Source organism: Methylobacterium phyllosphaerae (assembly GCF_001936175.1).
Taxonomy (GTDB): domain Bacteria; phylum Pseudomonadota; class Alphaproteobacteria; order Rhizobiales; family Beijerinckiaceae; genus Methylobacterium; species Methylobacterium fujisawaense.
The window spans coordinates 5,074,534-5,087,454 of the sequence record NZ_CP015367.1 but is presented as its reverse complement, the minus strand read 5'-3'; the positions used below and the strand labels follow the sequence as shown (position 1 = coordinate 5,087,454).

Annotated in this window: 9 protein-coding genes; 3 read left to right on the top strand and 6 right to left on the bottom strand. The window is 70.5% G+C overall.

The features are described 5' to 3' along the window. Positions 1 to 182 precede the first annotated feature (182 nt). The 6 genes from htpG to MCBMB27_RS23255 form a co-directional block, all read right to left on the bottom strand. Entirely contained in the window at positions 183 to 2,015 is a 1,833-nt protein-coding gene (htpG, locus tag MCBMB27_RS23280) for a molecular chaperone HtpG (RefSeq protein ID WP_075381377.1), read from the bottom strand. 164 nt (positions 2,016 to 2,179) lie between these two features. Then, a complete protein-coding gene (locus MCBMB27_RS23275) occupies positions 2,180 to 4,168 on the bottom strand; it encodes a potassium transporter Kup (RefSeq protein WP_075382083.1) in 1,989 nt (662 codons plus the stop codon). 173 nt (positions 4,169 to 4,341) lie between these two features. Further along, positions 4,342 to 5,214 carry a carboxylating nicotinate-nucleotide diphosphorylase gene (gene nadC, locus MCBMB27_RS23270; protein WP_043387526.1) on the bottom strand — a complete coding sequence of 291 codons (873 nt, stop codon included), beginning with the start codon at positions 5,212 to 5,214 and terminating at the stop codon, positions 4,342 to 4,344. Then, positions 5,211 to 6,734: an L-aspartate oxidase gene (locus tag MCBMB27_RS23265; protein ID WP_075381376.1), complete on the bottom strand. Its 1,524-nt coding sequence runs from the start codon at positions 6,732 to 6,734 to the stop codon at positions 5,211 to 5,213. The genes nadC and MCBMB27_RS23265 overlap by 4 nt, the downstream gene beginning before the upstream one ends. Next, positions 6,731 to 7,747 (bottom strand): quinolinate synthase NadA, encoded by a 1,017-nt coding sequence (gene nadA, locus MCBMB27_RS23260; RefSeq protein WP_043387528.1) that lies wholly within the window; start codon positions 7,745 to 7,747, stop codon positions 6,731 to 6,733. Before nadA ends, MCBMB27_RS23265 begins: the two co-directional genes overlap by 4 nt. A gap of 137 nt (positions 7,748 to 7,884) precedes the next feature. Next, positions 7,885 to 8,709, bottom strand: coding sequence for an aldo/keto reductase (locus tag MCBMB27_RS23255; protein ID WP_075381375.1), 825 nt, complete (start codon positions 8,707 to 8,709; stop codon positions 7,885 to 7,887). Positions 8,710 to 9,022: 313 nt separating this feature from the next. Here MCBMB27_RS23255 and paoA point away from each other — a divergent pair, with 313 nt between their 5' ends. From paoA to MCBMB27_RS23240, 3 genes are read left to right on the top strand one after another with little or no spacing between them, the layout of a single operon-like run. After that, positions 9,023 to 9,673, top strand: coding sequence for an aldehyde dehydrogenase iron-sulfur subunit PaoA (gene paoA, locus MCBMB27_RS23250; RefSeq protein WP_043760372.1), 651 nt, complete (start codon positions 9,023 to 9,025; stop codon positions 9,671 to 9,673). A gap of 10 nt (positions 9,674 to 9,683) precedes the next feature. Continuing rightward, positions 9,684 to 10,658, top strand: a complete 975-nt coding sequence (locus tag MCBMB27_RS23245) for an FAD binding domain-containing protein (RefSeq protein ID WP_075381374.1) — start codon at positions 9,684 to 9,686, stop codon at positions 10,656 to 10,658. 24 nt (positions 10,659 to 10,682) lie between these two features. After that, positions 10,683 to 12,905, top strand: coding sequence for a xanthine dehydrogenase family protein molybdopterin-binding subunit (locus tag MCBMB27_RS23240; RefSeq protein ID WP_075381373.1), 2,223 nt, complete (start codon positions 10,683 to 10,685; stop codon positions 12,903 to 12,905). Positions 12,906 to 12,921: the final 16 nt, after the last annotated feature.

Below are 12,921 nucleotides of genomic sequence, written 5' to 3'. Positions count from 1 at the left end.
GACGCCTGCGGCCCCCACCGCGCCCGCGCCATCGGCCGGGCAATGATCCCGACCGGTGGCGAAGTTATGGCTCGACCGTTTCCGAATGATCAACCGAACCGACAATCGTCCGGCGCGGATGTGTGTGGAGACACACGCCGCGCGCGGCTTTCCGCCTGCGCCCGGCGCGTGTCTCCGTAGTCCTACGCGCTGCGCGCCGCCGCCAGGGCCGCCGCCACGGTCCGGGCGAAGGCCGCCGGGTCGCGGGGGCTGTCGCCATCCTGGATGCGGGCGAGGTCGAGGAGCGTGCCGGCCGCCTGCGGCACCTCCGATTCGGGTGCCGCGGCCAGCGCCCGAATCAGCGGATGGCGCGGGTTGATCTCCAGGACCGGCTGCCCGGCCCCGGCCCGCCCTGCCCGCCGCATGAGCCGCTGCATCTGCAGGTCTGGGCCTCCGGTCCCGGCGGACAGGACCACCGCCGAGTCGACCAGCCGGTCGGTGGTGCGCACGTCCGAGACCTCGCTGCCCAGCGCGGTCTTCACGGCGGCCACGAACGCATCGATGCCCTCGGGCGCCTCCGGCTGCCCGCCCTCGAGGGCGAACTTCGACAGGTCGAGCCCACCCTTGGTGATCGAGCGGAGCGGCTTCTCCGCGAAGCTGCCGAGCTGGTCGGGCCAGAAGGCGTCGACGTGATCGGAAAGCAGCAGCACCTCGAGGCCGCGCGCCTTGAAGCCCTCGAGCTGGGGCGACGACTTCAGCGCCTCGGCATCGTCGGCGACGAGGTAGTAGATCGCCTCCTGGCCATCCTTCATGCGGGATACGTAATCCGGCAGGGAGGTCCAGCCCTCCACCGCCGAGGAGCGGAAGCGCAGGAGCGGGGCGATCTCACCCCGGCGCTCGAAATCCTCGTAGATGCCCTCCTTAAGGACGGGGCCGAAATTCTCCCAGAAGGCCTTGTAGCCCTCGGCGTCCTTGGCGCGGGTTGCGAGTTCGGACACGACGCGGCCGGTCACGGCGCGGCGGATCCGCGCCAGGGCCGGGGTCGATTGCAGCATCTCGCGGGACACGTTGAGGGGCAGGTCTTCGGTATCGACCACGCCCTGGACGAAGCGCAGCCAGGGCGGCAGCAGTTCGGCCTCGTCGGTGATGAACATCCGCCGCACGTGGAGCCGGACCTTGCTCTGCCGCTCGTTCTCGAGCGCATGGAAGGGCTTCGAACCGGGGATGAACAGCAGCGCGGCGAATTCGAGTTGCCCCTCGGCGCGCCAGTGGAGCGTCGCCCAGGGCTTGTCGAAGTTCATGCCGATGGAGTGGTAGAACGCCTCGTACTGCTCCTCGGTGACCTCGGACTTCGCCTTGCGCCAGAGCGCGGTGCCCTGATTGGCCGATTCGTCCTTGCCGTCGCGCACGACCGCGATCGGCACGGTGATGAAGTCGGCCCATTTCCGCACGAGATGGTCGAGCCGGTAATGCTCCAGGTACTCGTCGGCGTCGCCCTTGAGATGGAGCACGATGTCGGTGCCGGGTTCCGCCCGGGTGGCAGGCTCCAGGGTGTAGTTGCCCTGGCCTTCGGAGGCCCAGGTCCAGGCCTCGTCGCTGCCGGCGCGACGCGACGTGACCGTCACCCGGTCGGCGACCATGAAGGCCGAGTAGAAGCCGACGCCGAACTGGCCGATCAGGCTCGGCCGGTCCTCGGCCTTGGCGGATTCCAGCGTCTGCGAGAACGCCCGCGTGCCGGAGCGCGCGATGGTGCCGAGGTTGGTGGCGAGATCCTCCTTGGTCATGCCGATGCCGGCATCCGACACGGTCAGGGTCCGCGCCTCCTTGTCGGGGGCGATGCGGACCTTGGCGTCCGCCGGCAGGGCGCTCGCCGCCGAGGTCAGGGCCTCGAACCGCCGCCGGTCCATGGCGTCGGCGGCGTTGGCCACGAGTTCGCGCAGGAAGATCTCGCGGTCGGAATAGAGCGCGTGCACGACGAGGTCGAGGAGCCGGCCTACCTCCGCCCCGAACTCGTGCCGCTCAATCGTCTCGCTCACGGGTCATGCCTCCGCTGTGGGAAAATCGCGGTGGCGATATGCTGGCGAACGCGGCCGTTTTCAATGCGCCGCGCGGGCTCGGCATCGCCGTCATGGCGGTCCGTCGCCTGTGGAGGCCCTGCCCTTCGGGCGTGCCGCGGCGCGGCCCTGTTCAGGGCCCCGGTTCAAATCTCGATCTCGGTTCCCACCTCGACGATCTGCCGGGTCGGCAGGCCGAAATGGGCGCCGGTGCGCTCGGCATTGCGCTTCATGAAGCTGAACATCGCCTCCCGCCAGGGCGCCATGCCGGGATGGGTCGGCGACGGGATGACCACCTCGTGGCCCACGAAGTAGGTGATGTCCTCGAGGTATTCCGGAGGCAGGAGGCCGCTCGCCACGGCGCATCGCAGCCCCTCGGGGATCGAGGCGGTCTGCATGAAGCCGTACCGCAGGACGACCCGTTCCATGCCGGGCGTGAACTTCGAGATCGCCTTGCGGATGCCCTGCGCAACCAGCGTCACCTGCGCCCGCTCGGCGGCGCAAATGACCGGCTCCTCCTCGTAGACGACGGTGATCAGGAGGATCCGCTCGTGGAGGCACCGGCTGCGCTCCAGCAGACGGCCGAGGGCCATCGGGATGCCATCGGTGGCGGCGGTCAGGAAGGCCGCGGTGCCCGGGAGCGTCACCGGCGGGTGCGAGGTCAGTCGGGCGAGAAAGGTCGCCTCGGACATCCGCATGGTCTGGCGGACGGATTCGAGAACGCGGTTGCCCGTCATCCATGTCAGCATCAGGAAGGCGACCGCGGCGGCCAGCAGCAGCGGAAACCAGCCGCCCTCGAAGAGCTTCACGCTGTTGGCGGCGAAGAACACGGCGTCGAGGGTAAGGAAGGCGCCGTTGACCGCGAAGACCAGGATCGGATTGTAGCCCCAACGCAGCGCGATGAGCGCGGCGAGCAGCGTGGTGATGCCCATCAGGGCCGAGACCGCGATGCCGTAGGCCCCGGCCAGGGCGTCGGAGGAGCCGAACACCACCACCGCGGTGAGGGTCGCTGCGGCCAGGAGCCAGTTCACCGCCGGCACGTAGATCTGGCCACGCTCGTCCCGGTCTGTGTGGACGACCCGCATCATCGGCATGAAGCCGAGCTGGATCGATTGCTGGGTCAACGAATAGACGCCCGAGATCACCGCCTGCGAGGCGATGACGGTCGCCATCGTGGCCAGGGCGACCAGCGGATAATGGGCCCAGTCGGGGGCAAGCCGATAGAACGGATTCTCGATCGCACCGGGATCGGCGATGATCAGGGCGCCCTGCCCGCAATAGTGGATCAACAGCGCCGGCAGCACGAGACCGAACCACGCGAAGCGGATCGCGGGGGCGCCGAAATGGCCGAGATCGGCATACATCGCCTCGCCGCCGGTCACCGCCAGGAAGGCCGCGCCCAGCATCAGGAAGCTGACATGCCAGCCGGCATGGACCAGGAAGTTCACCGCCCGCAACGGGTTGGCCGCCGCCAGGATTTCCGGCGTGCGCAGGATGCTGGGGATCGCGAGCAGGACGAGGACGACGAACCAGACGAGCATCACGGGCCCGAACACGCGGCCGATGGCGGCCACGCCCTTGTGCTGGACCAGGAACAGCCCGACCAGGATGACGAGCGTGATCGGCACCACGTACGGGCCGAGCGCCGGCGCATCGACCTTCACGCCCTCGATCGCCGAGAGGACCGAGATCGCCGGGGTGATCGCGCCGTCGCCGTAGAGCAGCGCCGCCCCCACCAGACCGACCACCAGAAGCAGCGCCTTCCCCGTGCCCGGCCGGGCCTGCCGGGCGCCGAGCAGCGCCAGCATGGCGACGATGCCGCCCTCGCCGCGGTTGTCGGCGCGCAGGATCAGCACCGCGTATTTCAGCGACACGATCAGGATCAGCGACCACAGGATCAGCGACACCGCCCCCGTGGCCGCCGCCGGCACCGCGGCCCCGCCGGCGGTCGCCGCCTTCACGGCTTCCTTGAACGCGTAGAGCGGGCTCGTGCCGATGTCGCCGTACACGACGCCCAGCGCGCCCAGCATCAGCGCGGCGCCGGGCCCATGTCGGACGGCACCGGGTTTGCGCGCCACCGGCGCCGCCGGAAGATCGACCGCCGGGGCAGCCGCGGAGGGCAGGGCTTGGCTCACGGTCACGTCCGGTCGATGGCGTCGCGGTTGGGCGAAACCTTAGCGAGTCGGTCGCGCGGCGATAGACTTCGGGTGTCTCAGCCGCGCTGATGACGAAGACTTGTCACCCGAACGTGATGATCGTCGAGCCCTGCCCGACGGCGGATCCCCGCGGCGACCCGGAGGTCGCCCATTCAGGCCGCGTCGAGACCCAGGTCGATGATCGCCGCCGAGTGGGTGATCCAGCCGCAGGAGATCAGGTCGACGCCCGAGGCCGCGACCGCCCCCACCGTCTCGCGGGTGATCCGGCCCGACGCCTCGGAGAGCGCGCGTCCGTCGATCATCGCCACCGCGCGGGTGAGCTGGTCGGGCCCCATATTGTCGAGGAGCACCGCGTCGACCCCGACCGAAAGGGCCTCCTCCAGTTGCTCCAGGCTGTCGACCTCGCACTCGATCTTCACGAGATGGCCGGCCCGGGCGCGGGCGCGCTCGATGGCCGGCACGATGCCGCCCGCCACCGCCACGTGGTTGTCCTTGATCAGCACGGCATCGTCGAGGCCGAAGCGGTGGTTCGAACCACCGCCCGCGCGCACGGCGTGCTTCTCCAGGGCGCGCAGGCCCGGCGTGGTCTTGCGGGTGCAGACGATCGAGGCCTTGCCGTGCGGGCGGGCCGCCTCGACGAGGCCGTGGGTGGCCGTGGCGACGCCCGACATCCGGCAGAGCAGGTTCAGGGCGACGCGCTCGGCGGTGAGGATGGCGCGGGCCGGCCCCTCGAGGTGCAGAACCACGTCGCCCGGGGCGACGCGGGCCCCGTCGCCGCGCTCGACCGTGACGGTGACGGCCGGATCGACCAGCGCGAACGCGATGGCGGCGGCATCGGTGCCGGAGATCACGCCGTCCTGGCGGGAGGCGATCACGCCGCGCATCCGCTCGCCGGGGGGCACGATGGCGTCGGTGGTGATGTCGCCGGCCCGGCCGAGATCCTCCAGCAGGGCGGCGCGCACCACCGGCTCCACCAGGAGCCGCGGCAGGGGCAGGATCGCGTCGGAGAAGACCGATCGGGTCATGGCGTCAGGGCCTCCTCGGCGACCGTCCGGCCGCTCTGCGCCGCCCGGAGATCGGCCAGCGTGGTCTCGGTATGGGTCGCGGCTGCGAGATGCGGATGATCGCTGCGCCAATGGGCGCCGCGGCTCTCCTGGCGGTCCAGCGCGCCGCGGGCGATCAGCAGCGCCACCAGCGCGGCGTCGCAGGATTCTGCCTCCGGCGTCAGGGCGGCGACCGCCCCCCCGAGGCCGGCGGCGTCGCGCACGACCCCGACCTGGCGCTCCATCAGGCCACGGATCGCCGTCAGGTCACCGGAGGTGCGGGCGGTCACGGCCTGGGGCACGATGGCCGCCGGCGGCGGCGCATCGAGCCCGTCGGCGATGAAGCAGGCATAGGCGAGCCCTTCCAGTAGGGAGTTGCTGGCGAGGCGGTTGGCGCCGTGCAGGCCCGTGGAGGAGACCTCGCCGCAGGCATAGAGGCCCGGCACCGATGTGGCGCCGTGCGCGTCCACCTTCACGCCGCCCATATGGTAGTGCGCCGCCGGGCGGACCGGGATCGGCTGCACGGCTGGGTCGATGCCGGCGGCGGCGCAGAGTCCCGCCACCGTCGGGAAGCGCGTCGGCATCGCGGCGCCGAGCGCCCCGCGGGCGTCGAGATAGACCGTGCGGCCGCGCTGCAGCGCCTGGAAGATGCCGCGGGCGACGACGTCGCGGGGGGCGAGATCGCCGCCGGCGATACCGGCCATGACGGGTGCGCCGGTCTCGTCGATGAGTCGGGCGCCCTCCCCGCGCAGGGCCTCGGTGGCGAGCGGCATCGGGTCGGCGCCGGCCGCGATGGCGGTCGGGTGGAACTGCACGAACTCCATATCGCGCATGACGGCACCGGCCCGGGCGGCGAGCGCCAGACCGCGGCCGACGGCGCCGGGCGGGTTCGTGGTCGCCGCGTAGAGGGCGCCGACGCCGCCGGTGGCCAGCACCACGGCGCGGGCCGGGATGCGGAACAGGGCACCATCGCGCTCGGCGACGATGCCGGCCACGGCCCCGCGCGCGTCCCGGAGCAGGTCGCAGGCCCGCGCCGTGACGATCTCGACGGACGGTGCAGCGAGAACGGCCCGCACCAGCCCTTCGAGCACGCGCGCCCCGGTCGCGTCGCCGCCGGAGCGGACGATGCGGCGGCGGCCATGCGCGGCCTCAAGCCCGAGCGCGAGCGCGGCATCGTCGGTCCGGTCGAACGGGACGCCGATCCGCACCAGCCAATCGATCAGGCCCGGCCCTTCCTGAGCCACGCGGAGCGCGACGTCGGACTCGGTCAGCCCGGCGCCGGCCGCTTCCGTATCGGCGGCGTGCAGTTCCGCCGCGTCATCGGCGCCGACCGCGGCGGCGATGCCGCCCTGCGCCCAGCCGGTGGCGGTGCCGAGGCCCAGGGCCGACGCGGTGACCAGCGTCACCGGCCGGGGCGCGAGACGCAGCGCGACGCTGAGCCCCGCGACGCCGCCGCCGACCACGACGACGCGGTCGGCGGTGCTGGGCGAGACGGCGTTCATCGTGTGCGCACCTGGAGCATGCGCTCCACGGCCGCCCGGGCCCGGTCGGCCAAAGCCGGATCGACCGTGACCTCGTGGGTCATCGTCTCCAGCGCGCGGCGGATGTTCGCCAAGCTCATCCGCTTCATGTGCGGGCACATGTTGCAGGGCTTGATGAACTCGATATCCGGGTTCTGCGCCGCGATGTTGTCGGCCATCGAGCACTCGGTGACGAGCACCACCTGCTTCGGCCGCTTCTCCACGACGAAGTCCATCATCATCGCGGTGGAGCCGGAGAAGTCGGACTCGGCCACCACGTCGGGCGGGCATTCCGGATGCGCGATCACCGTCACGCCGGGATAGCTGTCGCGGACCTCGCGGATGTCGGCCGGGGTGAAGCGCTCGTGCACCTCGCAGTGGCCGGCCCAGGTCAGGATCTCGACCTCGGGAATCTCGGCCTGGACGTTCTGCGCCAGGAACTCGTCCGGGATCATCAGCACGCGGGGCGCGTTCAGCGACTTCACCACCGCGACGGCGTTGCCGGAGGTGCAGCACAAATCCGACTCGGCCTTCACGGCCGCCGAGGTGTTCACGTAGGTCACGATCGGCACGCCCGGATACTTCGCCCGCAGGCCGCGCACGTCCGCGGCCGTGATCGAATCGGCCAGCGAGCAGCCCGCGCCCATGTCGGGGATCAGCACGGTCTTGGCCGGGTTCAGGAGCTTGGCGGTCTCGGCCATGAAGTGGACGCCCGCCAGCACGATCACGTCCGCGTCGACATTCACCGCCTCGCGGGCGAGCGCGAGACTGTCGCCGACGATGTCGGCCACCGTGTGGAAGATCTCGGGCGCCTGATAATTGTGCGCCAGGATCACGGCGTTGCGCTCCCGCTTCAGGCGCAGGATCGCCTCGATGTCGGGGGCGAGCGCCGGCCACTCGATCGCCGGAACGTGCCGGCTGACGCGGGCGTAGAGATCCGGAAGCGGCAGGCCCGGGATGGGCGTGCGGGAGACGGGTGCAACGGTCGCCGCCATGGCGTCCTCCATTATGCTCAGTTTGAGCATTGTGCCGTCTAACTTATGGGCGCCGGACGCGCCTGTCCAGATATGCTAGCTGTGAGCATAAATCTTTTGCGGCGCGATGTTACGCTGCGCCGCCGAAGGAATGCCGGTCAGCAGAAGGACGCCGGGTCGGGGCCGATGCGGCCGTCGGGGCGGTCGAGGGCCGCGATCTCCTCCATCTCGCCGGCACCGAGTTCGAAATCGAACAGCGCGATATTCTCGAGGATGCGCTCAGGCCGGGCGGTCTTCGGGATCGCCACGCAGCCGATCTGCACCTGCCAGCGCAGCACCACCTGGGCGGGCGTCTTCCCATGGGCCTTCGCAATCGCGAGGATGACCGGGTCGTTCAGCTCCCTGCCCTGGCCGAGGGGGCTCCAGGACTCGGTCACGATGCTGTGACGCGCGTCGTCCGCGCGCGGCGCCTTGCGCTGGAAATGCGGGTGCAGCTCGATCTGGTTCACGGCAGGCGCCACGCCGGTCTCGCCGATCAACGTGGCGATGTGCTCGGCTGTGAAGTTCGAGACGCCGATCGACTTGGCCCGCCCCTCCTCGCGGAGCTGGATCAGCGTTTTCCAGGTCTCGACGAAGAGGCGCCGCTGCGGACACGGCCAATGGATCAGGTAGAGATCGACATACGGGAGGCCGAGCCGCTGCAGGCTCTCGTCGAAGGCACGCCGCGCCTCGTCGCGTCCCTGGCGGTCGTTCCAGAGCTTGGTGGTGAGGAAGAGCTCCGCGCGCGGCACCTGCGCATCGCGGATGCCACGTCCGACGCCCGCCTCGTTGCCGTAGGCGGCGGCGGTGTCGATCAGGCGGTAGCCGGCCCGAAGCGCCCGGCCGACGAGGTCCGGCGCCTGAGCGTCGGAGAGTTGCCAGCAGCCGTAGCCGATCTGCGGGATGCGACGCCCGTCGTTCAGGGCCAAAGTCGGGACGGCCATGGGGTGAGCCTCCGGAAACGCTTTCCGATCTACCCAAACGCCGGCGGTGCGACGCGTTCCGATGATCGCGTCCTTTGCAAGCGGAGCGCGGCGGCCCGGAGGCGCCACGCCCGGCCCTGCCGCGCGGCCGTGGGCCGATTCTCTACCCCCACGTCGCGGATCGGATAGGGCGGCCCATGGACCAGCGGACCACCTCGGCCCGCGGTGAACGGGCGCAGTCTGGACTGGATCTAATCGGCACGACCGCACGTTGGCGCACCGGATTCCAGGTTGCGCCGCGCCGTCGAGCGCGGCGCACGGACGGGATGGCAGCATGACAGACGCGACTTCGAAGAAGCCGTTCGCCCTGACGCGGCGCGCCGTGGTGGAAGGCTGCGCGGCGGCCGGGGCGCTCGGCGCCCTCGGCTTCCGACCGGCCCCCGCAGCGGCGGCGCCGGGAGACCCCGCTCCGCAGACGATGCCGGTACGGCTCACCATCAATGGGCAGCCGCACGATCTCGTCCTCGACACGCGCACCACGCTCCTCGATGCGCTGCGCGAGCATCTGGCTCTCACCGGCACCAAGAAGGGCTGCGACCACGGCCAGTGCGGCGCCTGTACGGTGCTGGTGGACGGGCGTCGGATCAATGCGTGCCTGACGCTCGCGGCGATGCACGAGGGCGATCAGGTCACCACGATCGAGGGCCTCGCGGACGGCGAGAAGCTTCACCCGATGCAGGCCGCCTTCCTGGAACATGACGGCTTCCAATGCGGCTACTGCACGCCGGGCCAGATCTGCTCCTCGGTCGGCATGCTGAACGAGGCCAAGGCCGGTTGGCCGAGCCACGTCACCGAGGATCTCGCCTCGACCCCGACGCTCAGTGACGCCGAGATCCGCGAGCGGATGAGCGGCAACATCTGCCGCTGCAGCGCCTACCCGAACATCGTCGCGGCGATCCGCGACACCGCCGCCAGCAACCTCTGAGGGGGCGGACATGAAGGCTTTCACCTACGAGCGTCCCGCCACGGTTCAGGACGCGGCCAAGCTCGCGGCCGAGCGGCCGAACGCCAAGTTCATCGCGGGCGGCACAAACCTGCTCGACCTCATGAAGCTGCAGATCGAGACGCCGGCCACGCTGATCGACGTGAACCGGCTGCCCCTCGACAAGGTTGAGGCCACGCAGGAGGGCGGCCTGCGTATCGGTGCGCTGGTGCGCAACTCCGACCTCGCCGCGGAGCCGCGGGTCCGGAAGGACTACGCCGTCCTGGCGAAGGCTCTGCTGGCCGGCGCCTCGGGGCAGCTGCGCAACAAGGCGACCACCGCCGGCAATCTGCTCCAGCGGACCCGCTGCTACTATTTCTACGACACGGCCATGCCCTGCAATAAGCGCGAGCCGGGTTCGGGCTGCGCGGCGATCGGCGGGTTCAACCGGATCATGGCGGTGGTGGGCGCCAGCGACTCCTGCATCGCCACCAACCCGTCCGACATGGCTGTCGCCATGCGGGCCCTCGACGCCACCGTCGAGACGATGGATCCGGCGGGTCAGACCCGAAGGATCCCGATCGCCGACTTCCACAAGCTCCCCGGCGACACCCCGCAGATCGAGACCGACCTGCGCAAGGGCGAGATCATCACGGCCGTGACCCTGCCGAAGCCGGTGGCCGGCATGCATATCTACCGCAAGGTCCGCGACCGGGCGTCCTACGCTTTCGCAACCGTCTCGGTGGCGGCGGTGATCGCGGGCGCCGAGGGCGGCAAGCCGAGCGCTGCGCGGCTCGCCTTCGGCGGCCTGGCGCACAAGCCCTGGCGGGTGGCCGAGGCCGAAGAAGCCCTGGTCCGGACCGGCTCAGCGGATGAGGCCGCCGACGCGGTGCTGAAGGGTGCCCGCGGCTACGGCAGCAACGACTTCAAGATTCCGCTGACCCGGCGGACCCTGCGCGCCGTGGTGGCGCAGGCGACCCGCGCTTAAGCCCCCCGATCAAGGACCGTCCCCATGGAGATGAACCAGCCGATCGGCCGGACGCCCCTCGACGACCGCGCCGACGGGCTCGTCGGGAAGCCGCTCGACCGCGTCGAAGGGAAGCTCAAGGTCACGGGCCACGCCCCCTACGCGTACGAGACCCAGGCGCTGAAGAACCCCGCCTACGGCTTCATCGTGCCGGCGACGATCGCGGCCGGCACCATCACGTCGATCGACGCCGAGACCGCCCGCCGGGCGCCCGGCACGATCCTGGTCATGACCCACGAGAACGTCCCCGAGCAGGGCGAGAAGAAGGAGCAGGTCTGGCCGCAACTCCAGGGGACGAAGGTCACGTTCTATGGGCAGCCCGTCGCCTTCGTGGTGGCGGAGACCTTCGAGCAGGCCCGCGCCGCCGCGATGCTGGTGAAGGTCCACTACGACGCGGCCAAGCCCAAGGGGCTGCTCAAGGACAACCTGGCGGCGGCCTACGAGCCGAAGCCCGTCAATTCGCCGCCGGATTCAAAGCTCGGCGACTTCGACGCCGCCTTCGCGGCCGCGCCGGTGAAGCTCGACGTGGAATACGTCACGCCCAACCAGATCCACGCGCAGATGGAGCCGCACGCCACGATCGCGTCGTGGGAGGGCGACGGCGTGGTGCTCTACACCGCCAACCAGATGCTGAACCGCGGTCAGAAGGCGCTCGGCTCGGTGCTCAAGCTGCCGCCCGAAAAGGTGCGGATCGTGAGCCCCTATATCGGCGGCGGCTTCGGCTCGAAGCTCCAGGCTCAGCCGGAGGCGACGCTCGCCGTGTTGGCCTCGAAGCTGATCCAGCGCCCCGTGAAGGTCGCGCTCACGCGGCAGCAGGAGTTCCACGTCGGGACCCACCGGACCGACACGATCCAGCGGATCAGGCTCGGTGCCGATCAGGACGGGCGGCTCTCGGCGATCAGCCATGAATCCTGGTCCGACACGGCCGAGGGCGACGGGTTCTTCGAGACGTCGGCCAACGTCACCCGGTCGCTCTACGCGGCACAGAACCGGATCACGCGCCATCGGCTCGTGAACCTCAACATGCCCATCGCCTCGTCGATGCGCGCCCCTGGCGAGGCCGTGGGCCAGCTCGCCTTCGAGTGCGCCATGGATGAGCTGGCCGAGCATCTGAAGGTCGATCCGATCGAGCTGCGGGTGCGCAACGAGCCGGCCGAGGATCCCGAGAAGAAAGTCCCGTTCTCCACCCGCCAGCTCGTGCCCTGCATGCGCGAGGGGGCGCGCCTGTTCGGCTGGGACAAGCGGCAGGCGGCGGGCAGCCGCCGCGACGGCAACTGGCTCGTGGGCATGGGCATGTCGGCCGCCGCCCGCCTCAACCCGCTGATGCCCTCCGCCGCCAAGGTCCGTGTCGGGCCGGACGGCGTGCTGGTGGTGCGCATGGCCATGACCGATCCCGGGACCGGCACCTATACGATCCTCACCCAGATCGCCGGCGAGATGCTGGGCCTGCCGCCCGAGCGGGTCCGCGTCGAGATGGGCGACACCGACTTTCCCTTCGCCTCGGGTTCCGGCGGCTCGTTCGGCGCTGCGTCGGCGGGCTCTGCCCTCTACGTCGCCTGCGACAACCTCCGGCAGGCCCTGCTCAAGGCCGGCGACCTGAACCCGGACGGGGCGGTGTTCCGCGACGGCGCGGTGACCTCGGGCAACCGGACGGAGTCGCTGACCGATCTCGCCCGGTCGGGCATGGAGGCCGCCGGTGAGATCAAGCCCGGCGAGATGAAGCAGAAGTTCTCGCAATACTCCTACGGTGCGCACTTCGCCGAGGTCGGGGTCGATGTCGATACCGGTGAGATCCGGTTGCGGCGGATGCTCGGCGTCTTCACCGGGGGGCGCATCCTCAACGCCAAGACGGCGCGCAGTCAGGCGATCGGCGGCATGACCTTCGGGGTCGGGGCGGCTCTGATGGAAGATGCGGTGGTCGATCCGCGCTACAGCTACTTCGTCAACCACGACATGGCCGAGTACCATGTGCCGGTCCACGCCGACCTCCCGGCGATCGACGCGGTGTTCCTGCCCGAACTCGACGACAAGGCGAACCCGCTGAAGAGCAAGGGGCTCGGCGAGCTCGGCATCTGCGGCGCCGGCGCCTCGCTCGCCAACGCGATCTACAACGCCACCGGGATCCGCGTGCGGGACTATCCGCTCACCCTCGACAAGATGCTCAAGGGCTTCGAAGAGCAGGAGGGCCAGGCGCAGCGGCGGACCTGACCGGAGGCAAAGGCCT

Coding starts and splice junctions, on each gene's coding strand:
- paoA (WP_043760372.1), top strand. CDS start 9,023: ATGACAGACGCGACTTCGAAGAAGCCGTTCGCCCTGACGCGGCGCGCC.
- MCBMB27_RS23255 (WP_075381375.1), bottom strand. CDS start 8,709: ATGGCCGTCCCGACTTTGGCCCTGAACGACGGGCGTCGCATCCCGCAG.
- MCBMB27_RS23265 (WP_075381376.1), bottom strand. CDS start 6,734: ATGAACGCCGTCTCGCCCAGCACCGCCGACCGCGTCGTCGTGGTCGGC.
- MCBMB27_RS23245 (WP_075381374.1), top strand. CDS start 9,684: ATGAAGGCTTTCACCTACGAGCGTCCCGCCACGGTTCAGGACGCGGCC.
- nadA (WP_043387528.1), bottom strand. CDS start 7,747: ATGGCGGCGACCGTTGCACCCGTCTCCCGCACGCCCATCCCGGGCCTG.
- MCBMB27_RS23240 (WP_075381373.1), top strand. CDS start 10,683: ATGGAGATGAACCAGCCGATCGGCCGGACGCCCCTCGACGACCGCGCC.
- nadC (WP_043387526.1), bottom strand. CDS start 5,214: ATGACCCGATCGGTCTTCTCCGACGCGATCCTGCCCCTGCCGCGGCTC.